Below are 25,164 nucleotides of genomic sequence, written 5' to 3'. Positions count from 1 at the left end.
TTTTTTATCTAAAGCGGATGGACAGACTCTCCCCCAATCGTTTTCCTATAGATCCCCACCAGCTCCTGCACGATCTTTTCTTTCGTCGCATGTAGAGGGGGACTCGGATGGTAGTAATCGATTCCTTTTGGGCAGGGTTTGCCAAAAGTCGGTACCCCTGCTACTGCGATCCGTTGTTTCCACCGTTTCTTGAGGGAAGAAAACTGCAGCCACGAATGGTGGTGGGAAAGCCCCCAACCAAGTAGGAGCCACGGGTGTTTTTGCAGTTCCCGCGTAGATACGAGCTGAGCCTCAAGCGTCGTCTCTTTCTCCTGAATAAGTTGCTCAAAATGAGATATAGCACTCACGGCAGCAGCATTTTGCACAGAAAACAGGTTGTACATATGAAATCTGCCTACCAATGCCTGTTTTCCGTAGATTGCTTCCACCAGTCGGATCAATTGTCGCATGGTGGGATCGAGTGTGGTCTGACCCATGATGCTATGACCGGATGCAGGTCTTTCACGAAAAAGCTTGGCACTACCAGGGTTCAGTAAGAGACAGCTCCCAAGAGAGCGATGGCCCTCTGAATTCGGTCCCCATTGAAGATAGGTAGAAATTCGATAGACGACTCCTCGATGCTCCTTAAAGGTAGCAAAGGCATTCGGCTGGTTCATGACGATCCCCTCCTGGTCAAGCTATCTATGATCCATTTATATGAGAGGAGGGGATTTGGTAGAACGGACATACCTCTATTCTAGCTATTTTTGCTAACCTCTTTGGTACCGATCATGCGGAACAAAATGATATACAGATAAGCACTGACTAGGGTTAAGCCCAGGACGACACCGAATACGCCAACAGGAGCAAGCCATTGGGATAGACCGATCGTCAGGGGAGCGATGAAGCGACCAATCGAGAACTGAAGCGAAGAGGCTCCCATGTACTGACCGCGTGCATCCTCCGGCGAGTATTTACTGATAAAGCTCTGGGCGACTGGTGTCCGCATCAGCTCGCCGAATGTCAAAATCGCCATACAGCCAAACAGAAGCCAAATATTCGTCGTAAAGGCCATCAAGAACAGACCGACACCGAATAAGATGGAGGAGATGACGAGGCTGTTGCGATCACTCCAGTTTTCGAACCAGCGTGTGACTGGCAGTGTAAACAGAACCACCAAAAAGCCATTCAACGCCATGAGCCAGCCGAATGCGCTGGTTCCCCCGACTGTATAAGTCCAATTGCCCCATGAGAATAATACTTGCTGCATGACATGCTCTTTGACATACAAAGCCATGTAAATATCCAATTGCATGAATCCAATGGCGATCAAAATCCCTGCGCCAATGTACAGGGCAAACGCTTTGTCTCGGAAAATAATGGCGTAACTCCTGAACTGCTCAATCAGGGAAAAACGCTCCTTTGCTTTCTCCTGACGGACGTGTTCAGGCAGCGTTTCCTTGATCAGGAAAAAGACGGTGATCGCAAAAAGCAATTCAACGATGGTACAGAACATCAACAGCTGCGGGCGATAATGGACAAAAAAGACAGAACCCAATACGGGACCTGCAACCACCCCGATGTTCATCGCTGTGTAAAAGGTAGCAAAGACAATTCTTCGATCCTCTTCTGTGGTCAAATCAGCTACCATGGCAGAGCTGGCAGGCCAGTAGAGAGCCCCAGCGATCCCGATCCCGATGAAGGCAAGATAGTCGATCCAAGGTGACGGAGAGAACGCAAAAAGTGCGAACATCACCGTCGATGTACAGAGCGAGAGCAGCATGGTGAATCTGCGCCCTACCCGGTCGGCCAAATACCCGCCAAACAGATTGGACAGCATCCCGAGCAGCGGTGGCACCATCAATAGAAGACCCGCTACATCCTTCCCGAACGTATCGCTAAAATAAATCGCCATAAACGGAAAGTACATCCAAAAGAATGTGTGCGTAATCAATTCACCAAAGAGACGTACTTTCAAATTTAGATCCCACGAACGCCAAATCATGACACGAATTCCTCCATTCATTTCGGCAGGTGCCTTGACCTCGGTTCTCTTTTTGGAAAAATTCCACGTAAAAAAGCGCAAACGGGGTAGAGACACTGCTCTTCCGCTTGCGCTTCATCAAACGATACAAAGGTGGCGGGAAATAACCAATTCAACGGGGGACAAAAGAGAGACGGTCACCTACCTATGGTTTTAGGTACAGTAAACCGACTGTTCACCCGAGAACATGGCCCGCAATTCATATCGGGAAAAAGACGGAAGCGGTTCAGGCATCCTGCAGCTTCTAGCTTTTGATAGGGTTATAAGAGGCAGTGCCCCTTAAGAGAGGCCCCACCTAAGCGAAGATAACTACAGAAAACACCATGAACTCAGCACTCCCGTCTTTCAAATTTTTTACATAGGTAAACTCTTGTTGATTAGAATACTCGAAATCGTCGAATTTATGCAAGATAATTTTTTAGTTTTTTTCGAATAGTACCAAGAACATATAGAATTGAAAAAGGGGCTTCTATTCGGTAAAATATTTTTTAACAACAACCAAATCATGCTAGGAATGTGGGGGATATCGCATGCGGGATGCACGCATCGTCAAGTTGGCTACAAATTTGCTGAGCCATTCTGTACGCCTGAAGGAAAAAGAAAGCTTGCTGATTGAAGTTCGTGGCGAGGGTCACGATTTGGCGAAGGAATTGGTTAGGCAGGCGTACGATTTGGGGGCCTATCCGTTCGTACGGATTATTGACCCGTCTATCCAACGTGAGCTGATGCTCGGTGCAAGTGCAGAGCGTGCGACTCATTTGGCGAAATGGGAAGAGCCAATGTACAAAGATTTGGATACCTATATCGTCATCAATGGTCCATCCAACGACAGTGAGATGGCAGATGTGCCGGTAGAGTGTCGTCGTGCGCATCAAAGCGTGATGCAAGAATTGCATGACTACCTGACCAACAATGTACGCTGGACACTGCTCAACTACCCGACAACGGCTTTGGCGCAAAATGCCAACATGTCTACCGTTGCTTTTGAAGATTTTTATTTTGACGTATGTTCCGTTGACTATAAAAAGATGCACGAAGCCTTTTTGCCTTTGCAGCAATTGATGGATCGTGCGGACAAAGTGCGACTGGTTGGACCGGGAACGGATCTTCAATTCTCGATCAAGGACATCCCTAGTGTCATCTGCTCCGGACTTCGCAACATTCCAGACGGCGAGATTTTTACAGCTCCTGTGCGCGACTCTGTGAATGGAACCATTACGTACAACACCGCAACAAGCTACATGGGCACGAAATTCGAAAATGTATGTCTGAAGTTTGTAGACGGAAAAATCGTCGAAGCGACTTCTAACAATACAGAAAGACTCAACCAAATTTTCGATACGGACGAAGGGGCGCGCTACATTGGGGAATTCGCGATAGGCGTACATCCGTACATCCTGCATCCAATGAATGATATTTTGTTCGATGAGAAAATTGCCGGCAGCTTCCACTTCACACCAGGCCGTGCATACGACACCGCAGATAACGGCAACCGCAGCCAAATTCACTGGGATATGGTAAACATCCAGCGTTCTGAGTACGGCGGCGGCGAAATCTGGTTTGATGATGTGCTGATTCGTAAAGATGGTTTGTTCGTATTGCCAGAGCTGCAAGGACTCAATCCGGAAAACCTAAAAGGGTAATTGGTACAACAGAGTCATCATGCTGAGCATGGTGGCTTTTTTGTTTTTTAACGTAGCTATCGGTGAGGGAAGAAGCGCATTTCCAGTCTACGCTTCGGCCTACGCCCCGCAAAGGGGATTGACTGTTCGCTCCGGAATAAATGGCGGGAGCGCTTCAAACGTAGAAGTTCCAGGAAGTATTCCATGAGTGAAGCTGAAAACCCCCGCCATTTTTTCCTACGCTGAGTTGGGCTCCAGAGGCGCTTGGACTGGAAATGCGCTTCTTCTACGTGGCTGTTGTTTAACTTCTTGTAAGTTGATTCATGTTGATGAAAGTTCTAAACCTCCCTTGTATCACAATCAAAACGCTCTAAAAGCACGAAGTAATCACAAGCTGTACGCAAGCACTGTCACATGTCTGGAAGGAGACCGCCCGAACGAAGAGAGGATACAGGCGACTGGAAGACATGTGGCAGGGCTTCCACAACCACAAACGTTGGACGACTACAAACGAGCATCTCTGGCATCCTTTTGCTACAATAAGAAAAAAGCATGGAACAGAGGGATTAGACGTGAGCCGCAAAGAGTGGATCGAATACATCGTCAGTGAACAAGACACGGGAATGAACGTGGAACAAATCGTCCGGCAAAAGCTCAACGTGTCAGGTCGTATGATGCAGCGGCTGACGAGAAGCAAGGGGATTTTGCTCAATCGCAAGCAGCCCTTCCTGCAAAGACAAGTAAAAACAGGAGATACAATCGCTGTTCGTGTCATCGAGAGACAAGAGCAAGCGCCTAGGCAGCCCCAGCATGATACAAAGCCAGAGGGACCGATCACACCAATGCCGTCCATCGACATTTTGTACGAAGACGATCATCTCTTGATTGCAAACAAACCGGCAGGCATGATGGTGCACCCGATTAAACAGGAGACCGACACATTGGTACATGCACTCGCTGCCGTACTGGCGGCACGTGGTGAGCAGACGAGCGTACATCCTGTGCATCGGCTGGATAAGGATACATCAGGAGCTATTCTGGTAGCCAAAAGCAGCTATGGTCATCAATTGGCTGACAGGCTGTTGCGCGAAGGGGGCATTCATCGCGAGTATCTTGCGGTTGCCAGTGGGGTGCTGTCAGAGAGAGCTGGAACGATTGAGGCGCCAATCGGCCGAGATGCGCGTCATCCTACGAAGCGCCGTGTCGTGGAGAGTGGCGATCCTGCCATCACGCATTACGAGGTACAGCAGACCTCTGAGGGAATGACGCTTGCTCGCGTCTGGCTGGAAACGGGTCGTACCCATCAAATTCGCGTTCACTTTGCCCACATTGGACACCCGCTTGCTGGCGATACGATGTACGGGGGAGCGAGAGGTTTGTTACGCCGACAGGCTCTGCATGCTTCGAAATTGTCCTTTTTACATCCGCTTCTCGAAAAAGAGATTGTAGTCGAGGCACCGATACCATCGGATATGAAGCGCTTGATGCAAGCAGAGTTTACATAAGAACGGCCAAGAAGCTGAAACCACCTTTAATAGAAAGGTGGTTTCATTGGTGTATTTGGTAAAGGTGGATTGTGCCCCCAATATTTTAGAGCATCCCTAGTTGATCAAGCCGTTTTCAGGCGAAACGACGAAATCATGGAAGACTCCTTTGTGGTTGATCGATGCCGTAACAGTCGGTTTCCCCTTTTTCGTAAACGTATATACGTTATATTTGGACGAAACATTGTATCCGGTCAGATCGAGGTTGAAAACCTTTTTCATCATCGGGTTGGCAGCAGCAATCGCCTTTTCTTTTGTAAAGAATGGTTTGGCAAACACCTTGGGAATATCTTCGTCTGCGGTATAGTTCTCATTTATGAACTCGCTGATCAGGGTAGCTGCCACCACTTTCCCTGTTTTCGCCCCTATGACGATACTGTATTTCCCTTCGGTATCCATGAAAGCCCATACTTGATCCAAGCGTTCTTTCGATTCTTTCACCAGTGTTACCTCAGGGAGCAGCGCCGATGCTTTATCGTTGGAAAGAGACTTCAGCGCCTTTTGCGCTGTATCGGTCACTTTGGGGTTTATTTGCTCGTTTGTATAATGCAATTTCGCAGCATTGACCTTCCCGGTGGCAGCGTCAATGCTGACCGATGCATGTTGCCCTTTGAACAGCCAAATGTTTTGTTTTTCCCAGTTGATCCGTTCTACCCTATCAATCGTAAAGGCATGCTGATTATCCATTCCTTTTAACGTGCTCGTAACAGTATTCTGCAAATCAGCTGCCACTTCGCTAAGTTTTAATTTTACGTTTACAGATACAACCTTTCCCTCCTGCTTGGTAACGAGCACCTCACCTCTGTTGTTTTTTGCCGTAATCACCCAGGAATTTGCCGTTTCTCCCCTGATCTCGTCCAGTTCGATCGGCACATCGCCCGCCTGCTTTTGCATCGCTTGTCTAGCGGCTTCTACGACATTTTTGTCAAGCTGGGCGAGGGTCTTCATTTCTGGCTTTACTGCGGGCGCCTGACCAGCTGCGTATGCTGGTGTCTGTGTGTTTGTAAACGGAGATGCTACGGTTAACAGCAAGGCAATCATACTTGTCACAGCTAGTGTTTGTTTTTTCATATGTCCTTCTTCCTTTCTACATTCCAATCATTTATTTGATCCAGCTCATGAGATTTTGTGACAATCATTCGAGTGTCAAACAATCTGCAGTTGAATAACGTAACAGTGTTATGTTACATTGTCTTTGGAGGTGCTTCACTTGGACACAAATGTAATTTCGAAGAAGGACCTGCTGGAGCTTACTGGCATTTCGTATGGACAATTGTACCGTTGGAAACGAAAGAACTTGATTCCAGAGGAGTGGTTCATTCGTCGAGCAACTTTTACAGGGCAAGAAACCTTTTTCCCGCGGGAACAGATTTTGGCTCGAATCGACAAGATCCTGAACATGAAAGACGACCTGTCGCTGGATGAACTGGCGGACATGTTTTCACCAAGTATGAGTGACACGTCGTTGACCGCAGAGGAATTATTGGCACGAAACATTGTTTCGACAACTTCTTTAGAAGTGTTTAACGTTTTTCTCGGGAGTCTGCGGACCTTTACCTTCCAGCAGGCACTATACGCCTATGTGTTAGAAAAGCTTTTGGCCGCAGGAGACTTAAGTGTAGATGAAGGCGGCGGATTGCTGCAGGTACTTGCTAGCCACTATCCCAAATTCGAAGGGAAGCCTTGTGAGCTGATCTTTATGCGTAAGATGGGGATTTCCACGTTCGTGTTGGTGTCTGGCTCTACCGAAATGTATTTTGATAGCGGTGTAAAGGTAGTGAAACGGCTCGATCTAGCCAATTACATCGAGGAATTAAAAGGAAAATATTTGTAGGGGGAGACCATACCATGCAGAACGAGAATAAGAACAAGCTAGATTTGATCTTTCATGGGGCAGTGAATGCTACGGGTGGCGTATACAACAAAGTAGATGTGCAGGGTTACGGCAAGATCAATGGCGATGTAGAGTGCGAGTCGCTTCATTGTGCCGGACATGTCAGTATCACGGGAAATCTCATTGGCTCTTCGGCAAAAGTAGAGGGCAACGCGTCGATTAAAGGCAAAGTGAAAATGGATACATTGTCTGTATATGGTCAGCTTGATGTTGCGGACGATTTGAATTTTACGAGTCTAAAAGTCGGTGGCAATGTCAAAGTACAGGGCAATATGGCTGGAGAGGATGTAAAGGTTCACGGATCATTGAAGACCGCAGGGGATTGTGAAGCCGAAGTGTTCCGGGCAAACGGTGCGTTTAATATCGGAGGACTGCTGAATGCGGGGCGAATCGAGGTCATTCTGCATGGCAGCTGTGAGGCAAAAGAAATGGGCGGAGAGCACATCGAGGTGCGCCGAACAGGCAATAGCACTTTGGGCAAGCTGTTGAAGCATTTTCTCAATAATACCTTGTCCGTAGAGACGATTGAAGGTGACGAAATCTATTTGGAAAACACAAAGGCCAAGGTCGTTCGCGGCAACAAGATCGAGATAGGTCCCGACTGCGAAATTGATCTGGTCGAATACAGCACAGAATGCAAGCAAGACCCGAGCTCACAGATTAAGACGCTGACACAACGGTAAGACTGACAAGGAAAAATGAACATTCCAAACTGTATGCAAGTATTTACATGCATGCAGTCTTTTTATATAATGAGCTTGGAAAAAAATGAAAATGCAAGTAATTGCTTGCTTGGCATGGAGGTGCGCTATGGATCACCCAGATATAGAACAGAAGCTGGGGGGGAGAGGCGAAGAGGAACAGGAAACCCGTGAGCGAATTTTATCGGCCGCACGTCAGCTAATGGCACAAAAGGGATACAAGGGAGCGACTACACGCAAGATTTCTGAGCTTGCGGGGGTTAATGAGGTAACGGTATTTCGTCACTTCAAGAACAAGGTAGGCATCTTGACAGAGCTCCTGAAAGAAATCATGGATGTCCGGGAGCAGCTGGAGCAAGGGTTGCAAGGCGAGTTTTCTGATATCAAGGAAATGCTGGTCAGCTACGCACGTACGTATTACGGCTTATTGGTCGAGCGCAAAGAAATTTTCATGATCTGCATGATTGAAGCGGATAACCACCCGGAAGTCGTGCAGATGTTCAGCAGTTTGCCGATGACCGCAGTCGAGGTATTGTCCAAAAAGCTCCTTGCGTTTCAGGAGCAAGGGCATTTGCCAAAGGCAGATCCGTTCACGGCAGCTCTTATGTTCGTCTCCACTTTTTTCTACGCCTTCATGGCGAAGTATCGGGTCAATCTCGATATCCAAATGGTAGAAGAAGAGCTTTTTGAAAATGCTTCTGAAATCTTGCTACAAGGCATCAGAGGACTCAAATAAACAGCATAGCTACATAGGGGCGGAGGAAGTCATGAAGAGAAGATGGCTTGTATCTGTAATGATGATCGGACTACTGGCAACGACGGCTTGCAGCGAGCAACAGCCCGCTTCGGCACCCCAGAAGGAAGTGAAACATGTCGTTGTTGCGCCAGTGAAGAAGGAGGAGGCTGTCACCGTTACGGAGTTGTCTGGTACGCTGGCTCCTTTGGAGGAAGCACTCGTTTCTTTTGAAGTAGGCGGTCGTATTGTGGAGATGAACCGAAAAGAAGGGGACACGGTTAAAGCGGGAGATGTGCTTGCCCGTGTAAACGCCACAGATTATTCACTCCAGGTTGCTTCGTCCAGCGCTGCCGTGCAGCAGAGTGCGGCGAATCTTAGCAAGGTAAACAATGGGGCGAGAGAGCAAGAAGTGACACAGGCGCGTTTGCTTGTGGAGAAGGCAACAGTTGGACTCCAAAAAATGCAGGATGATTTCAATCGGATTGAAAAGCTCTACCAGCAAAATGCCATTTCCAAAAGCGAGTATGAAAGTGCACAAAATGGACTGACGATTGCTCAAAAGGATTTGCAAAACGCACAGCAGTCTTATTCACTGGTTACTCAAGGGGCTCGTGCGGAAGACAAACAGTTGACGCAGGCTGTATACAATCAGACGATTATCGCCAAAGAAGTGGCAGCCAATACACTTGCCAAAACGCAGCTTCGTTCGCCGATTAATGGGACGATCATCGCCAAGCTCTCGTCTGCGGGCAATTTGGTCGGTTCAGGTACCCCCGTCTATCAGGTCGGCAACATCGACACATTAAAAGTCGTACTGCCCGTTCCTGACCGTGAGATTTCTGCATGGAAAGTAGGCGAGACGATCTCCTTAGACCTGTATGGACAAAAACGGGATGGCAAAGTGACAAAAATATTTCCTGCCACGAACCAAAATACCGGAACGATTGGCGTAGAGGTCCAAATCGCCAACCAAGCTCGAGACTGGTTTGCTGGTCAGGTGGTGAAAGCAACCAAAACGGTAACGGGGCAGGAAGGTGTCTACGTACCAGTAGAAGCAGTCATCAGTAGAGGAAAAGATGATGCGCATGTCTTCGTCAATGCAGGCGGCAAGGCTGTCAAAACTAGCGTAGCTATCGGGCAGATTGTAAGTGACAAGCTCGAGATCAAGAACGGACTAAAAGAAGGAGACCAACTGATCGTCAAAGGGGTGGACCGTTTGTTTGACGGTGACCCAATCGAGGCGGCAGGAGGTACACAACCGTGATCAAGTACATCGTACAAAAGCGCAAAATTACGCTCCTGTTTTTCAGCATGATCGTACTTGTGGGCTCCCTCAGCTTTTTTCAACTGCCCAAGCAAGAGATGCCGGATATTATCGTGAACATGGCGACGATCACGACGGTTTACCCGGGAGCTTCGCCGGAAAAGGTCGAGCAGGCTGTTACGAAAAAGCTGGAAGAAAAAATCAATGAATTGCAGGGACTTAACTATATTTCATCCTCATCTTCCCTCGGCGTCTCATTTATCATGGTGGAAGCAAAGAGTGACGTAGACCCGAAGCAAAAATGGGATGAATTGCGGAAGAAGGTAAAAGACGCAGAGGCTGATCTGCCAGCCGATGCGAAACAACCGATCATCAATGATGATTTGAACCGTACGTTTGTCCAATCGTTTGCGGTCACTGCTGACACGCGTGAGGAATTGTACAGCATGCGTACCATGCTGAAATCGTGGAAAGAACAGCTGCGCACCATTCCAAACGTAGCGGATGTACTGGTGGAAGGTCTACCGGAGCAGGAAGTCCACATCGAGGTTGATACGCAAAAGCTGAGCCAGTACGGGATCACGTGGAGTCAGGTGATGATGGCTGTCAAAAAGGAAAATGAAAAAATCCCGCTTGGCGACCTGACCACAGAAAAACGGACCTACCAGCTCAAGCTGGCGGAAAATACAGATGTCGAAGAACTGAACAAAGTCATTATCTCCCGTTCAAAAGATGGCTTCCCGATCTATCTGAAGGACATCGGATCGATCAAAATGACGACGGAGACGGTGAAAACAACCTCGTATTTCAATGGGAAGCCTTCGATCACGATCAGCGTCAATGCAGAGACGGGAAGTGATGTGCCGTCCTTGCAGAAGCGCGTAGACGAGATGATGGTGACGCTGGATAAAACACTTCCGGCAGGGGCCGAAAGACACTCGATTTATAGTCAAAATGAACGCGTAGATGAGCTTTTTAGCGACCTGACCCGGGAAATGATGATTGCCATCATCGCTGTTTTGGTGGTGTGTGCGCTCGGATTGAACCTGATCACATCGTTGGTAGTTGCGATGGCGATTCCGATTTCTTTGGCTGTGGGGCTTATGTTCCTGCCATCTCTGGGTATTTCACTCAACATGATCTCGATCGTTTCCTTGATAATTGTGCTCGGGATCTTGGTCGATGACGCCGTGGTGGTCAATGACAATATCGAGCGACGACTGTCTGTCCTGGGCGAAAAACCGATGGCTGCGGCGGTTAATGGTGCCAAGGAAGTATCAATTTCGATCACGACCGCTACGCTGGCTACGATTGCGTCGTTTGCGCCCTTGATGTTTTTGAGCGGCAACGTCGGGCAGTTCATTCGCCCGGTTCCGGTCATTATTTCGATGACGATGCTGGCATCAATGCTCATGTCGCTGACGATCATCCCGATCTTTCGCCAATGGTATGAGCAACGTAGAAAGGCTGGCGTAGAAGGGTATCGCAAGCCTGCCGGACTTTTGGGGAAACAATTGTTGCAGCTGACCAAGTGGTATGCGAGCAAGTTCATGCCGAAAATTTTGAAGCGACCGCTTTTGGCAGGAATGATTGGCGTATTGATTGGAACGGCAGCATATGGATTGATACCGTTCACTCCCGTGGAATTGTTCCCGAACGATGATCGCCCGCAGTTTCTCATCGATATCCGTCTTCCCGTGGGCAACAGTCTGGAAGAAACAGACCGGGTGGTGCGTGGGACGGCAGACTGGGTGTTGAAGCAGCCCGGCATCGAGGCAGTATCTGCCTACGCTGGAGGCAGTGCACCGAAAATGTTCGGCGGAGATACGGCTGCCGGAAGCGGCATTACCGTCGGACAGCTGGTGGTTCGTTATAATGAAAAAGAGACCCATCTCGAGAACATGCTGGAGCCGTGGACGGAGGAATTCAAAAAGCTGTATCCAGAAGCGAGTATCTTGATGAAGCAGTTGGAGGCAGGTCCCCCGGTTGGAAAACCAGTTGTGATTCGTTTGTATGGAGAGGATATTGAGACGCTGCGCTCTCTTTCTGCACAAACAAAAGAAAAGGTTGCCGGATTAGAGGGAACGTACAATGTCCAAGACGATTTCGGGGTAGAACGCTACACCTTGGAATTTGTCGTCAACAAAGAGCTGATGGAGCAAAAGCTCGTCAACTACACGGACTTGTCCACGACATTGCGTCTGGTGAGCGAAGGCATTACCGTCAGCGAGTTTGATACGGGCTCAGACTTGATAGATATGAAGCTGTTCTTGCAAAAAGGCCAGGAAGACCCTGCCTTGTTGTTCCAGCGACTCAGCATCGCCAATGCGCGAGGAGAGCTGATCCCGCTGTCACAGCTCGCGGAGGTAAAACCGACTTTCAGTACACAGACGATCCCGCATCGTGATTTGTCGCGGAGCGTGACAGTTACCAGTGATCTGAAAGGCAGAACCGCGACAGAAGTAATGGCAGAGATCAAGCCGATGCTCGATAATATGTCCTTGCCTGAAGGATACCGCTATGAGATTGGCGGCGAGACTTCCGAGCAGACTGATATTTTCATCGACATGGGCAAACTCTCGATTCTGGTCGTTTTCCTGATCCTGATTTTGATCGCGATGCAATTCTATTCCTTGACCATTCCGGTACTGGTTACAAGTACGATTTATCTCGCTGTATCAGGGAGCTTGATCGGCTTGTTCGTGACCCAGACACCGCTTGGCTTTATGACAATGATGGGGATTATTGCGTTGGCGGGCATCGTGGTGCGTAACGGAATCGTTTTGATCGAGTTCATCGAGGAGGCACGCCATACAGGAATGGAGCTGAAGCAGGCGGTTATTTCTGCGTGTGAGGCACGACTGCGGCCTATTCTTTTGACCTCGCTTACTGCGATTGCGGGTATGATGCCGCTCGCTATTTCAGGTGACGTTTTGTTCAAACCGCTAGCGGTAACCATTATTTCCGGATTGGCGTTTTCGACCCTTTTGACCTTGATCGTCGTGCCGTCCTTCTATATGGTTCTGACGCAGCACAAGATCAAAAAGCTGGCGAAAAAAGCCGCGAAGCGCCCGGACTTGTATGGGCCTGAGGCGGAGACACTGTAATACATGCAACAGCGGCAAACTCTCCGATTTATTTCTTTCGGGAGTTTGTCGCTGTTTTTTTTAGTAAGCTTTTCTTGCTTTTCGCCAGCCGATTATCAAAAGAGTAAGGACCAGTATGAGAAAAACAAGTACACATAAAGCCCAGATTGACTGTAGCAACATGCTTTGGTTGACTAGCCAGGGAATCTCCTCCAGAGGCATGTTTTTCATTTTGGGGAGTGAAGGAATGATCATCGCGTCTGCATAAATGTGCAGGACGATTGGAGCTAGCAGTCCCCAGCGAAGTGCTGCCCATGCCCACAAAACACCAATGAGAAACGATTCAAAAATAGCTCCTAGACCATGCCCAGGTACGTGATAGTAGGCGAAAATTATCGAAGGAATGAGTAGATACATCCATCTTGCACCAGTGGGCAGATCTGTGTTCCCCCGATAGAGGAGTGTTAGCAAGAGAAACGGGATGCCGCGAAAGACAAGCTCCTCCCACAAAGGATTATGCCAAGTGGCAAACACAAGCAGATTTGCTTTGCCAGCGAGTGACTGTGCACCGATTGGCTGCGAGCTAGACCATCCGCTAATCGCCTGAAAAGCAGCTCCGGCCGCTTTTGCCAATAAGAGACCGACAAGGATGAACAGAAATACCTGCCCCAATTTTTTCCTCCCTACAAGCCATAAGATGCCGCCAGCGTAAAGCAGCGAGATAACACCAAAAATAAGCCAGCCAGGAAGCGGGACAGCGACCTTCCAATCGGTTTTCGGCCAGAATAGGAGAGATACGGAAACCGTTTGTCCCAAAAAACCTGAGGAGAGAAATTGTCCCCAGGAGGCGAGCAGGGGCAGAAAGAGCATCATCATCAATAGAAGAAGGAAAAGTGGGTTTTTGGTTATGTATCGAAATGTATTTGTCCACATTTGTGAAAACCTCTCATTCCAACCATTTTTTCCATATAATCCTATATACCTTTTACTCGGTCTAGACGAAAATGGCATTCTTCAGATTTTTGTAAGAGTTTGATTAAGCAAGAAATGGTATCAGACGTATGATATGATAGAATCAAAATTCACTGTCAGTAATAGATAGAAAGCAGTACAGGAAGGGAGTGTCCAGGATGCAACAGCCCCAGCTTCTTCATGAAGAAAAGGTATTCAAAGACCCTGTTCACCGCTACGTCCACGTGCGGGACAAATTCATTTGGGATTTGATCAACTCGGCAGAATTCCAGCGTTTGCGCAGAGTCAAGCAACTGGGCACCAGCTTTTTTACGTTTCACGGTGGAGAGCATAGCCGCTTTAACCACTCGCTTGGCGTGTATGAACTGATGCGCAGAATTTTGGAGACGTTCGAAGGTCGGATTCAGTTGACGTACGAGGAAAAGCTGCTGTGTCTATGTGCGGCTTTGCTCCACGATGTGGGCCACGGTCCGTTTTCCCATTCGTTTGAAAAGGTGTTCAAGTACCATCACGAGGATTGGACGCGCGCCATTTTGCTTGGAGATACGCAAATCAACCGCATTCTTCGTCGGTTTGATGATAGCTTCCCGAAGAAATTGGCAGAAGTGATTAATAAGACATATGACAATAAACTGATCGTAAGCCTCATCTCCAGCCAGCTCGATGCCGATCGGATGGATTACTTGCTGCGTGATGCCTACTATACGGGCGTTAATTATGGCAATTTCGAGATTGAGCGTATCTTGCGTGTCATGCGGCCGCAGGAGGATGGCATTGTCTTTAAATTCAGCGGGATGCATGCTGTCGAAGACTACATCATGTCTCGCTATCAAATGTACTGGCAGGTCTATTTCCATCCCGTTACACGAAGTGCGGAAGTCATCTTGTGCAAAATTTTTCAACGGGCGAAGCTCTTGTTCTCCCAAGGCTATCCGTTCATGCAGGAACCTGTCATGCTGCTGCCTTTTTTGCAGGAAAAGGTAGAGCTTGCTGACTATTTGGCGCTCGATGAATCCATTATTCTTTTCTATATGCAACTCTGGCGCAGAGAGCAAGACCCTGTGTTGAAAGATTTGTGCGCCCGTTTTTTGGACAGGAATCTCTTTAAATACGTCGAATATAATCCGAGGGATTTTCGCTTGCTGTCTGAACTAAAAGAACTATTTCAATCTGCCGGAATTGATCCGATGTATTATTTGGAGGTAGACACGACCTCCGATCTTCCGTATGATTTTTACCGTGCCGGAGAAGAAGAGGAGCGCATTCCGATTATGCTTCAAATGCCTTCAGGCGAGCTGGTCGAGCTGTCACAGAAGTCAGAAATTGTACAGGCCATTAGCGGAAAGCGGCGCTTTGATTACAAGCTGTACTTTCCATTGGATAAAGTCATGGCTTTGCCGGGGGATCTCTCCCGTAAGATTCGAGAACGTCTGGGAGTGATGGAGGATGCTTAATCGTCACGCCAAGATCATACGCCTGATTGAGATAGTCGGCGAAGTGAGCGGGCGAAAAAAATTGCAAAAGATGGTGTACATAGGAAAACATCTGGAGATGGATTTCGATGAGCGCTACGAGTTTCACATGTACGGTCCATATTCGGAGGAACTGACGCTTAGAGTAGATGAGCTGTGCAACATGGGGCTTCTGGATGAGCAAATGGAGAGTAAAGGTGCCATTCATATGTATCGTTACTCTTTGAACGAAACCGGTCATGATTTTCTCAAGTTTCATGAGGTTGACTTCGGGAGTGGAGAACGTGCGATTTTGCGCATGAACGAGGAGAATTCCCGTTTTCTCGAGCTGGTTTCTACGATTCTGTATTTCAACCACCTGCCTTATGAGGAAATGAAGGGCAAAATCTTTACGTTTAAGAGCAAGCAGCGCTACACCGAGGAAGAGATTCAAAAAGGGCAAGCGTTTATCGAAGAACTGCGTGCCCTGATGAAGGAAGACGGCGGCAATGCAAGTAAGTAATAGGGAACACCATACAAGGACAAGCACGGCGTACGAACTTGCAAGAGTTGTGGTACGTCTTTTTTTTATACATGTCAGCCAGTCCAATGGGGCTGGCTTTTTTTGTCTCAGTTCGGAGCTGCATAATACGGGCATCGTTCTTTGACAAGTGCATAGGTATGAAACATTTTGCTTAGCGAAAGGGAGATGGACGTGAGCAGAAGCAAGCAATGGTGGCTGTTGATCGCGCTCGGTGTTGTGATACTTGTCGCCGGTATAAGCGCGTGGGGGACAGCCAGTGCGCATGAAGTGAGAGTGGTGTATGTCTATAGTGATAGCTGCGTGTATTGTACAGAGTTTGGGCCGACATTTGAGAGAGTCGTGAAGGAATATCCACCGGAAATGATTCAACGACTGGATATCCATGAGCAGAAAGAGCTGGATGAAGCGTCGCGCCTCGGGGCAGAGGCAACCCCCACTGTTTTTGTCGTCGAACAAGGTAAAGTGGTCGACAAGCTGGAAGGGGCGGTACCCGAGAATACGTTGCGAAGCTTTTTGCAAAGGCACCTAAATCAGACTCTTTCTAAAAATGGATAATATAGGTAAAATATCCGGTAAAGAGGGGGTCATTCCATGAACAAACGTGCAATGATGTCATGCCTACTAGCAGCTGTTCTCGCAATGGCAGGGCTTACTGGAGTAGCTGACTGTTCTAGCGTACAGGCTGTTGCGCCAGCGAAGGATTACGCTTCACATACAGCAAAGGCAGCCATTGATTTCGGTGTAGAGAAGAAATACTTATGGCTGGATAGCAAGGGGAACTTTTATCCGAATAGTCAAATCACGCAGGGGCAGTTTATTGCGAGTTTAGTAGCGATTCGCGGATTGAAGGAGGCAGAACCCTTACCGCAACTCCCAGCAGGGCACTGGGCGAAGATGAGCTATGAGAAGGCGCAGAAGGCGGGGATTTTGGCGGGAGTGAAAGTCGAGCCGAACAGACTGATGACGAAGGAAGAAACAGCAGCGCTGGTGTATGCTGCATGGAAGCCGATTCGGGGTGAAAAGAATCCGAATTTAACTAATACCGGGGCGCTGATCACGTGGGGATGGATGAAGCCTGCGCCTAGTGGACAGCCCAAATTTCGTGAGGATTTGCCTGTGACACGAGGGGAAGCGGCGGAGATTTTGCGTTATTTGTGGAAGGATAAGTGGCAGCTTGAGCAAGGGGCTAAATTTGCGGATGAGTTTCATAAGAGCTTGAAGATTGTGAATGGGAAGATTAGTGGGAAGGTGCCTAAGGGTGATAGTGATTTTATGATATTAGTACAATTTTTTACAAAGCAAAATGAATTGGAAGGTTTCATAAACGATCAATCTTTTAACATTCCATTAAACAGCACAAGTTCTTTTTCTTTTAATGTCATAAATAATAATGACTCGACTGATGCGGGTATCTACTTGTATACCAAATTACCTTCTTTAGAGAAAACTAATAACACCCGAAAATTCTATAAAACGAAGGGTACGAAGTAAATGCATATCCACTTAACTAAGCATAGAATAATTTATTCTGTGCTTTCTCTTTTCCTATTGTGTTGTTTAATTATTGTTTACCCGAATTCGACCTATGGTTCGCCTAATTATCACAATATTAAAGTAGCAACTGTTGATTCGAATAAAGAACTTGCACCCAAAGGGCGTTTTTATCTTCTTTTAATCGAAGGAATTGAAGGACAACTCGGAGCAACAGTTTCTCAAATTGAAGTAGACAGAGTTACAGATAGTAATAGAGTATTGGGCTTTGCTGATGTAAACCAAAAGGCAGATAGAGGGTGGTATTTTGTTGACGAAAATGAAGCATCATACTGGATTAAACGGTTCGGAGGAAATCCAAACTACATTCTTGGAGGAACGGGTAATATTTATAGTAAGGAAGTCTCTAGTGATTCAGTACCAAATTTCGACCCCTACCAAGCCTACAACCTCGCAGAACTAGCCTCCGCCTCAGGCGGCGCAGGCTACACCAAAGGAGACAACCTCGTCCCAGACGGCAAAGGCGGATACATCTCAGTAGGCCACTTCCGAACAACCCCACAACCCAGCGGCAGCATAACCACTAACAAAACCAAATACAACCTCAACGAAACTGTTGAGATCCATGCAAATGCCACGGACTTTTCTTACTATGACCGCGGCATTTTTGTATGGTCTTTAAATGTGATCAACAAGACAACAGGACGTGGATACAAGAGCCTCTTGTCTAATCAAAAATTCAACGATCCAAGCACGGCTACACCCACAGTAAACGAGACAAGCAATCCCCCGGGCTACAAGTGGATCTATAAAAATACCGAATATAAGCCTACCGAGCCAGGCGTGTATGAAGTATCGCTAACAATCACTGACCTGCATCAAAGAAGCCGCCAAGGATCAAGCAGCATAAGCGTTTCCACACCTTACACAGCACAATTCACAGTAGGAGATGTAATCCCGCCGGAGAAGCCTGATCCCGAAAAGCCTGACCCGGGCCCAGCTTGTTCGATCGGATCAACAAAAACCAAACTGAACATTCAAGTCGTTGGCGACAAGGATATAAAAGACCACAATGCTGTTGCAAGCGGCGGCTCAGATATTGCTGTCGAAAAAAATGCCGATATCACTCTCTCTGCCAATAAACCAGGAAAATACACGATGAATGGTTATGACATGAAGCCTGGAGCGAATGGGGATCGGAAGGTCGCGACAGGTAGGGTGGGTAGCTCTGGACGGGTAAAAGTCGTCTACATCAGTGATGATGGAACAGAGTGCTGGGAGAAATATTTGAGAGTCGAGTCGCCAGACGGCGAAGACTCATGCCCCATCGTTACGCTATCGGCATCTGCAGTAAGAAACGGTGAAACGATTGAGATTATGCCGTTCGATACACTTGCGTTCCGAGCCAAATACACAACCAAATACGGAGATAGCTCGGAGGCATCTCTCAAGTGGGATGTATCGCTTCCAAACGGAAAAATCTATACCTTGCCAGTCAAAGAAAATGATAATGGCAGATGGGGACCCTATGATTCCTCCAGTTTAAAGCTTCCGGACGGAAATGTTCATAACCCGTACTATTTTCCATTCGAGCGAGGAAAAACGTACAAACTGAAGCTAAACTTCGATGGAACAAAGTGGGGGGAGCGACCTGAATGCAATTGGGAAATAACGATTGTGGTAAAAGATGCTTCCTGCTCAATCGCTGATCAAAAAAAGGTTGCGTTTTTGGTGCATAGTGAACCACCTCTGCCATTTTCTCCCGAAGGGGAAAGCATGAACGGATCGGTCAGCTCAGGTTTTACACTGAAAGACCCCGTATACATCAAGTACTTTACAGAGGTTGGAGATCAATACGATACCAATCTATCGTTTTCTTCGAAGGTATCTGGTACTTGGTATTGGAAGAGCCCCGGTGGAAAAACAGCGTTAACCGACAAGCTTGCAGCGGGCGAGCCATTCAGGCTCATGTTGCCGGCAAACGTAGATGTTGGCGATGAAATTGTACTGCTGTTCGAGTCCGAGACGGGCTGTACAGGTGAGGTGCGATTCACCATTGAGTCTGACCAAAAATGCTGGGATATTCTAGCGTCAGTAGAAATCGATCGAAACAATCAGAAGTGGAGCAAGGATATCCAACGTGGGGAAACCATTGAAATAGCAGCAGATGAGATTCGAGACAAGTATCGGTTTCGGATGTTTTTGTCGGATGATAGTCACTTTTCGATGAGATGGTTTGATCCTGCGTCTGGCTCTTGGGAAAGAAAGCGAGACGGAAAGGCACTCGATAGCTCAAACAGCTCCACAAATAACCACTGGGTGTATTTCCCGAGAGACGAAAATGGTCTTCTTTTAGAAGGGCTGTACAAGGTGCAATTTTATTCAACCCAGAGTGACGGCTGCGACGGTCATTTTTTTGTGCAAATCGGCAAAGGTGATCCAAAACCGGATGGAGAGAATTTACTCATTGTGAAATCGAGCTTTCAAATTGATCCGAAGAGCCCTCGAGCTGCAGGAACCGATGCGACGATTACATTTAACGTGAAGAATGCCGGGAAATTAACGCATGATACGAAATTGGCTGTTCGCTGGGCTAGCTCAGAAAAGGAAACTCGCTTGGACGTGAATGAATTCAAGCCGGGTGAGGTGCGCAAGATCACGGTTCCGACGAAGTATCCGCAAAAATCCGAGGATTTTATCGCCCATATCAATCCTGCGAAATCCATGCCGGAAAACGAGACGATCTGGACAGACAATCGTGCGGCTTGGCCAGTGAAGATTGTCGGTGGAGAAGTTCCGGAGCCGCCTGGCGGTGGGGGCGATTTTGATGGTGGTGAAATTGGCTTGGAGATTTATGACAGTGACGGTCGACAGCTACAAAAACTGCCATTACATGCAGACGGCGTGTGGGAACGTGAGCCTGCTACGATTCGCGTGGTCATAGATCAGACGAAAATAAACGAAGGCTTCCAAAAAACAGAGCAGGAGATCAATCAGAAAATTACGCAATTTAAAGCACAATTGGAGAGTGCAGTCAGCGGGGACAATATTAAAAACGTAACTGTCACTGCGAATCCGGGGTGGATTTCAGATGCCAAGAGTATGGCTGTCTATACACCACCACAGCTCGATCTGAAGCTGACGGGCCCCGGAGTGCCGATGCAATGGCAGGTAAGCAGTGCATCTACAGGCACTGAGGTCGTGTACACAGGAACTACGGTCCCAACACAGACGACTTGGCGCCAAGTACTCCAATCGCAAAAGTACAAAGCAGAAATCAACGGCTTTGTCATCGTGATGGATTATCAGGTCGATTTTGAGCTGTCCTACGAGAGCTGTGCTATGAACGACGAAGATGAAGAGGTGTGTGAACCACAGAACCTATCCAAAACGATGGCAGGACGCTATACCATTACGGTAAAAGGGGGAGAGCGCTCCTTTGAGGTCTTTGAGCCTAATGCAACAGGCTCGATTCGCCATACAGCTGAATGGGAAGCGTATCATGCCAGAGACAGGTATCCAAACAGCCAGCCTAACGATTATTACGCGGGTGAGCGCATCTTGACACAAGTGGAGCTGCAGGATCGACACCGTCATCCTGTGAGTAACCAGTTTCCCGTCGTGACATCTGGGCGGGCGTGGATTTCAGAAACTGGCATACGCCAAACGCCGTTACAGTCGTTGTTAGCCTTGCAACAAGCGACTCCTCGGCTCTGGAGAGGCCCCTCCTATTCCGCATCCAAGCTAGGAGCTCGTGAAGTGGGCGTAGATACGCCTTTGATGGGGGATAAACAGCATGGCTTCCAAAAGGATGCGAGCTACGCAGTCTATTACTCTGTTTCCTTTCGTTTTGACGTGAACAAAGGCTTCCCCTATCAAAATAAAGCCTCCGGGCAAGGGCACGAGCTAAAAGATTATCAACTACCCTTCCGAATCATTGCAAATGCATGGGAACGACAAGGAATCCGCAACCATACGACTCAGTAAAAATATTTGCACCCCCGCTCTGTCTTTTTCTACAGTAAAGCTAGAAAAAGGATGAGGGGGATTTTTGTGGGAATAATCACGCGGCGCTTGCTATGTGTACTTCTCCTATTCGCTTTATGCTTGGGAAATATAGTAGAACAGGGCTGGGCAAAAGAACCGGAGATATTCGTAGAAGAGGCGTGGGCATGGATCGACGAGGGAGAGGTGCGGTTTCAAGCACAATTATCGGGTACTCCGGATAACGTAGAGCTGTCTGTCAATCAGGGCAGCGACAGCAAAACTCGTTCTTTTCACGAGGAGTCTCAGATTTCCCTCGCTGTAATGCCTACGGATGATAGCCCTATCCAGATAACGATGTTCATAGATGATTCAGAGGAGCCGTTACGTAGCTGGGAGCTAACGTTACCTGAACACATAGACCCTACCGTAGAAAAAATAAAAATCCAAAAGGCGCCTTGGGATGAAATGGCTGCCGATCAGGGAGAGCCGTTAGTGTTGGTTGAACTAGAGATTGAAGACCAAAACGCAGCTCCGCCGGAAGAGTCAGAACAAGAACAGGAGCAGGATGCCACTGATGAAGAGCTTTCGCGGCTGGCAGAGGAATTTTATGCGGAATTTTCAGGTGAGAATAAGCCAGGAGAAGCGGAACTGCGCAGTCGAGAAGCTCGCTTTGAGGTAGAACCGAATGATACCTTGGGCAGCAAATCGGATTGGCTCTTTGATGGAAAGGATAGCCATGGAAAGATTAGCAGCAAGGATGATGTTGATTTTTGGAAAATCAGAGGAACAACAAATGGACAGATGAATATATCCCTCACAGATATTCGGGCAAACGAAGACTACGATTTGTATGTGTATGATGAGGAGGAACGGGAGCTTGCCCGTTCAGAGCAGCATGGAAATGAGCCTGAACTCATCGAAGGACTGGCACTTGAAAAAGACAAATGGTACTACATCAAGGTCGTTGGAAAACAGGGCTCGTTTTCGAAAGATTACTACTACCGCTTGCGAGCTGATTTCTCCGCAGATCAAGGAGGGGGCAAGGCAGATGGATACGAGCCAAACGACACAATGGAAGAGGCCTACGAGCTGGATGCGTATAACCGAAAAATCGTAGGGAATCTTCATTCAAAGACGGATGTGGATTTTTACAGCTTATCCATTAAGCTCTCCTCTACTGTGGAGGTCTCCCTCAAGGATATCCCTACTGGAATGGATATGGACGTATTTCTCCTCGACGAGGCTGGAAAAGTCGTCGCTAGATCCGAGAAAGCGAAAAATTCGGATGAACATATTATCTTCAATGCCTATCCTGGAACCTACAAAGTCAAGGTTATGGCCAGCCAACGCTCGGGATTTACTGCTAACTCGTACAGTCTTTATATAGGAGACAGAACGATTCCGGTTATCTTGATCCCGGGAGTGGGTGGATCGCGCCTGGAAGTGGAGCAGAATGGAAAGAGATCGGAAATATGGTTGGGACTTGGCGATAGTCTCATTGGTATTAATGATCCTAAACACCGTCGGCTACTCTCGTTGGAGCCGATCAAGCCAAATAGTGTAGATGTGCAGCCAGTCGTCCGTGATGCGACGATCCACCCGGAAAAAGATGATTTTTATGCCATCGAGTATCTTTCCTATGCACCGTTTTTAAAAGAACTTACCGAACAGTATTACAGCATGGTAAAGGAACTGGAGAAGGCAGGATACAAAAAGCACCGCACCTTATTTGCACTGCCGTACGATTGGCGTTACAGCAGCACCAAAAATGCCAAACTTCTAAAAGAGAAAATCGACGCTGCACTGAAGGCAAGTGGGGCAAATCAGGTGCATTTGGTGGCACATAGCATGGGTGGGCTCTTGGTAAAAGAAACACTTCTATCCAATGTGTCCTACCAGCGCAAAGTGAATCGTGTCGTATACATGGGCACACCCTTCCTTGGCTCTCCACGGGCCTATCAGGCTCTTAAGCACGGATACAATTTTTCGATCCCTTGGCTGGATGAGGAAACAGGGAAAGTGATTTCCTCTTATGCACCTGCCGTTTACGAGCTGTTACCCTCTAAAAAATACTTTGAAACGGTTGGCTTCCTGAAAAGGAGTAACATTCAGTACTACACCTATGATGAATTTTTAAAGGACAAAAATATTCGCCTCGACTATGCGCCGCTCGTCAAACATGGCGGCAAAATGCATGAAAAGTGGGATAACAAAACGATCAATGTTCCCCAGTATTCCATCGTGGGTACAGGTCAAGTAACACTGCTTGGTTACTTTTACGATTCTTTTTATAACGAATGGTCCCCGATTCTCGATCCTGGCGTTGGGGATGGTACCGTTCCGTATATGAGTGCCAATTACGCCCAGAAGGATATGAAAAAACGATACTACGTGAAAGGCGAACACGCCAAACTGCCGACCATACCAGAAGTCATCGACCAAGTAACGCGATTGCTACAGGGAGATGAGGAATTACAATCAGGATTGCGCAATGCTCCGGACCAAAATGCTGACTACCTGTATTACATCATTGCACAAGATGACAAAAGCTTTCCTGAAGTGACGATAAACAAATCCGGTCAGACCTTTACGCTCGACGCCAATAAAAAAGAAGTACGGGAAGACCTGTCAATTGAATATCACGATCGCATCGTTGTTATCCATGTTCGAGATGGTGAAAACTTGGAATTCCAGCCGACTGTAGCTGTAGAGGGAGAGGAGCCAGCGCGCTTTCTGATCAAACGCTTTTCTTCAGATGATTCGGAGCGTTACAAAGAAACAGGAAGACGTTACGTGCTTGATGTGCGTGGACTGACAGAGGTAGAAGAATCTACGGATTCCAATGATGTGTAGTCATCAAAAACAAAGGGTGTAAGACAATGGATGATAATTGGATAGTCTGGTTCATACTCGGTCCTTTCGTATTTTCATTGATGTTTGCGGGGCCTTTGATCGGTTTGCTCATCGCCGCTTCCATTCGCTTCACGCTAGGCTTTCGAGGCTGGTTGATCTTTCTAAGTGTTCTTTTTATCAGCTTTGTGTACTACCTGTTTATTGTTCCCTCTGACACGATGCTAGGTGAACTGTTAGTCATGAAGGTTGCCATGGCGGTCCATACAGCGGTCGTAACAATCCTGATCATGTGGGGTATCGAAAAAATGATCCAGCTCGTAAACAAAAAACGAAACACCCAATAGCCCATGGATAAATAACTGGGCACATAGGCAAATTGCGTCATCGCACGCTTTTCGAGTAGAATAAAGGAAGGAGAATGATTGTCTGGAGGTTATTCAAATGGATATTTTTGATAATAAAAAAGGCGGCTTTACCATCATGAGTGGAAAAACCGATGTACATGGCGGTTTTGGTCAAGGTGTACTCGACCTGAATGCTGTATCCTCGGTCATAATCGATGGGGACGAAGCGTACATTGACATGGGTGCCTTGCATGCCAAAAGTTCTGTAGAAAAGGGCATCAAATGGACGACAAATAAAGAAGAAGTACCAAATGGAAAGCCTTATTGGCTCGTTTGGGTAACAGTCGATCGCAATGAAGCTGGTCCTTACTATGCAGGGGCAACTGCGTGCTACATGGAAATCGATCGGGAAGCGCGTCGGGGCTACAAAATTTTGGCAGATCATGTGAATCGCATGGATTACTCCATGAAGAGACGTATTATGCTGTCCGATCTATCCGATAAGGAAAAGGCCGCTTTGAAAAAGCTTTTGATTGAAAATAACGCAGCGATGTATGAGAATTCCACAGAGGAATTAAAGCAAAATTTGTCCTAAAGTTGGAAATCGTGAACGGTCTGTGAACAAATCGTGAAATCAATTGTTCACACAATT

General features: G+C 47.5%; 19 protein-coding genes. 15 read left to right on the top strand and 4 right to left on the bottom strand.

Annotated features, from left to right (window positions below; translation table 11 throughout):
- Positions 1-8: 8 nt before the first annotated feature.
- Complete coding sequence (locus FO446_RS27005; RefSeq protein ID WP_237899558.1) at positions 9-656, bottom strand: hypothetical protein; 648 nt, start codon at positions 654-656, stop codon at positions 9-11.
- Between the two features lie 80 nt (positions 657-736).
- Positions 737-1,984 (bottom strand): MDR family MFS transporter, encoded by a 1,248-nt coding sequence (locus FO446_RS27000; protein ID WP_173610411.1) that lies wholly within the window; start codon positions 1,982-1,984, stop codon positions 737-739.
- A 569-nt stretch (positions 1,985-2,553) separates the two neighbouring features.
- Between FO446_RS27000 and FO446_RS26995 the strand changes: the two genes are divergently transcribed.
- Positions 2,554-3,666 carry an aminopeptidase gene (locus FO446_RS26995; protein WP_173610412.1) on the top strand — a complete coding sequence of 371 codons (1,113 nt, stop codon included), beginning with the start codon at positions 2,554-2,556 and terminating at the stop codon, positions 3,664-3,666.
- Between the two features lie 551 nt (positions 3,667-4,217).
- Positions 4,218-5,150 carry an RluA family pseudouridine synthase gene (locus tag FO446_RS26990; RefSeq protein ID WP_232773901.1) on the top strand — a complete coding sequence of 311 codons (933 nt, stop codon included), beginning with the start codon at positions 4,218-4,220 and terminating at the stop codon, positions 5,148-5,150.
- A gap of 96 nt (positions 5,151-5,246) precedes the next feature.
- On the opposite strand, the gene FO446_RS26985 is transcribed toward FO446_RS26990, so the two are convergent.
- A complete protein-coding gene (locus tag FO446_RS26985; protein ID WP_237899557.1) occupies positions 5,247-6,260 on the bottom strand; it encodes a hypothetical protein in 1,014 nt (337 codons plus the stop codon).
- A gap of 139 nt (positions 6,261-6,399) precedes the next feature.
- Here FO446_RS26985 and FO446_RS26980 point away from each other — a divergent pair, with 139 nt between their 5' ends.
- The 5 genes from FO446_RS26980 (at position 6,400) to FO446_RS26960 (ending at position 12,891) form a co-directional block, all read left to right on the top strand.
- The gene (locus FO446_RS26980) at positions 6,400-7,023 is read left to right on the top strand and encodes a YhbD family protein (protein ID WP_237899556.1); all 624 of its coding nucleotides are present in this window, start codon (positions 6,400-6,402) and stop codon (positions 7,021-7,023) included.
- Between the two features lie 14 nt (positions 7,024-7,037).
- The gene (locus tag FO446_RS26975; protein WP_173610416.1) at positions 7,038-7,766 is read left to right on the top strand and encodes a bactofilin family protein; all 729 of its coding nucleotides are present in this window, start codon (positions 7,038-7,040) and stop codon (positions 7,764-7,766) included.
- 127 nt (positions 7,767-7,893) lie between these two features.
- On the top strand, positions 7,894-8,520 hold the full coding sequence (locus FO446_RS26970) for a TetR/AcrR family transcriptional regulator (RefSeq protein WP_173610417.1): 627 nt from the start codon (positions 7,894-7,896) through the stop codon (positions 8,518-8,520).
- Positions 8,521-8,551: 31 nt separating this feature from the next.
- Positions 8,552-9,784 carry an efflux RND transporter periplasmic adaptor subunit gene (locus FO446_RS26965; protein WP_237899555.1) on the top strand — a complete coding sequence of 411 codons (1,233 nt, stop codon included), beginning with the start codon at positions 8,552-8,554 and terminating at the stop codon, positions 9,782-9,784.
- The gene (locus FO446_RS26960) at positions 9,781-12,891 is read left to right on the top strand and encodes an efflux RND transporter permease subunit (protein ID WP_237899554.1); all 3,111 of its coding nucleotides are present in this window, start codon (positions 9,781-9,783) and stop codon (positions 12,889-12,891) included. Before FO446_RS26965 ends, FO446_RS26960 begins: the two co-directional genes overlap by 4 nt.
- 60 nt (positions 12,892-12,951) lie before the next feature.
- On the opposite strand, the gene FO446_RS26955 is transcribed toward FO446_RS26960, so the two are convergent.
- Positions 12,952-13,803, bottom strand: a complete 852-nt coding sequence (locus FO446_RS26955; RefSeq protein WP_237899553.1) for a CPBP family intramembrane glutamic endopeptidase — start codon at positions 13,801-13,803, stop codon at positions 12,952-12,954.
- Between the two features lie 197 nt (positions 13,804-14,000).
- On the opposite strand from FO446_RS26955, the gene FO446_RS26950 reads away from it, so the two are divergent.
- From FO446_RS26950 to FO446_RS26915, 8 genes are all read left to right on the top strand, one after another.
- Positions 14,001-15,296 (top strand): HD domain-containing protein, encoded by a 1,296-nt coding sequence (locus tag FO446_RS26950; RefSeq protein WP_007724798.1) that lies wholly within the window; start codon positions 14,001-14,003, stop codon positions 15,294-15,296.
- Complete coding sequence (locus FO446_RS26945) at positions 15,289-15,816, top strand: YwgA family protein (protein WP_221867337.1); 528 nt, start codon at positions 15,289-15,291, stop codon at positions 15,814-15,816. The genes FO446_RS26950 and FO446_RS26945 overlap by 8 nt, the downstream gene beginning before the upstream one ends.
- 186 nt (positions 15,817-16,002) lie before the next feature.
- Entirely contained in the window at positions 16,003-16,392 is a 390-nt protein-coding gene (locus FO446_RS26940; protein ID WP_237901097.1) for a thioredoxin family protein, read from the top strand.
- Between the two features lie 36 nt (positions 16,393-16,428).
- Entirely contained in the window at positions 16,429-17,328 is a 900-nt protein-coding gene (locus FO446_RS26935) for an S-layer homology domain-containing protein (protein WP_237899552.1), read from the top strand.
- Between the two features lie 39 nt (positions 17,329-17,367).
- Positions 17,368-21,315, top strand: a complete 3,948-nt coding sequence (locus tag FO446_RS26930; RefSeq protein ID WP_237899550.1) for an ABC transporter permease — start codon at positions 17,368-17,370, stop codon at positions 21,313-21,315.
- A 66-nt stretch (positions 21,316-21,381) separates the two neighbouring features.
- Positions 21,382-24,168, top strand: a complete 2,787-nt coding sequence (locus FO446_RS26925) for a lipase/acyltransferase domain-containing protein (RefSeq protein ID WP_237899548.1) — start codon at positions 21,382-21,384, stop codon at positions 24,166-24,168.
- 26 nt (positions 24,169-24,194) lie between these two features.
- Positions 24,195-24,512, top strand: a complete 318-nt coding sequence (locus FO446_RS26920; protein ID WP_237899547.1) for a hypothetical protein — start codon at positions 24,195-24,197, stop codon at positions 24,510-24,512.
- A 97-nt stretch (positions 24,513-24,609) separates the two neighbouring features.
- A complete protein-coding gene (locus FO446_RS26915) occupies positions 24,610-25,107 on the top strand; it encodes a YwhD family protein (RefSeq protein WP_173610426.1) in 498 nt (165 codons plus the stop codon).
- Positions 25,108-25,164 lie beyond the last annotated feature (57 nt).

Origin of the sequence: Brevibacillus brevis, assembly GCF_022026395.1 — a bacterium.
In the GTDB taxonomy this organism is placed as follows: domain Bacteria; phylum Bacillota; class Bacilli; order Brevibacillales; family Brevibacillaceae; genus Brevibacillus.
This window is presented reverse-complemented; position numbering and strand designations above follow the sequence as displayed.

What these genes read in the sequence shown, in the direction of transcription:
- FO446_RS27005 (WP_237899558.1), bottom strand. Translation starts at nt 656, where the DNA reads ATGAACCAGCCGAATGCCTTTGCTACCTTTAAGGAGCATCGAGGAGTC.
- FO446_RS27000 (WP_173610411.1), bottom strand. Translation starts at nt 1,984, where the DNA reads ATGATTTGGCGTTCGTGGGATCTAAATTTGAAAGTACGTCTCTTTGGT.
- FO446_RS26995 (WP_173610412.1), top strand. Translation starts at nt 2,554, where the DNA reads ATGCGGGATGCACGCATCGTCAAGTTGGCTACAAATTTGCTGAGCCAT.
- FO446_RS26985 (WP_237899557.1), bottom strand. Translation starts at nt 6,260, where the DNA reads ATGAAAAAACAAACACTAGCTGTGACAAGTATGATTGCCTTGCTGTTA.
- FO446_RS26975 (WP_173610416.1), top strand. Translation starts at nt 7,038, where the DNA reads ATGCAGAACGAGAATAAGAACAAGCTAGATTTGATCTTTCATGGGGCA.
- FO446_RS26970 (WP_173610417.1), top strand. Translation starts at nt 7,894, where the DNA reads ATGGATCACCCAGATATAGAACAGAAGCTGGGGGGGAGAGGCGAAGAG.
- FO446_RS26965 (WP_237899555.1), top strand. Translation starts at nt 8,552, where the DNA reads ATGAAGAGAAGATGGCTTGTATCTGTAATGATGATCGGACTACTGGCA.
- FO446_RS26955 (WP_237899553.1), bottom strand. Translation starts at nt 13,803, where the DNA reads ATGTGGACAAATACATTTCGATACATAACCAAAAACCCACTTTTCCTT.
- FO446_RS26950 (WP_007724798.1), top strand. Translation starts at nt 14,001, where the DNA reads ATGCAACAGCCCCAGCTTCTTCATGAAGAAAAGGTATTCAAAGACCCT.
- FO446_RS26945 (WP_221867337.1), top strand. Translation starts at nt 15,289, where the DNA reads ATGCTTAATCGTCACGCCAAGATCATACGCCTGATTGAGATAGTCGGC.
- FO446_RS26940 (WP_237901097.1), top strand. Translation starts at nt 16,003, where the DNA reads ATGGACGTGAGCAGAAGCAAGCAATGGTGGCTGTTGATCGCGCTCGGT.
- FO446_RS26935 (WP_237899552.1), top strand. Translation starts at nt 16,429, where the DNA reads ATGAACAAACGTGCAATGATGTCATGCCTACTAGCAGCTGTTCTCGCA.
- FO446_RS26920 (WP_237899547.1), top strand. Translation starts at nt 24,195, where the DNA reads ATGGATGATAATTGGATAGTCTGGTTCATACTCGGTCCTTTCGTATTT.
- FO446_RS26915 (WP_173610426.1), top strand. Translation starts at nt 24,610, where the DNA reads ATGGATATTTTTGATAATAAAAAAGGCGGCTTTACCATCATGAGTGGA.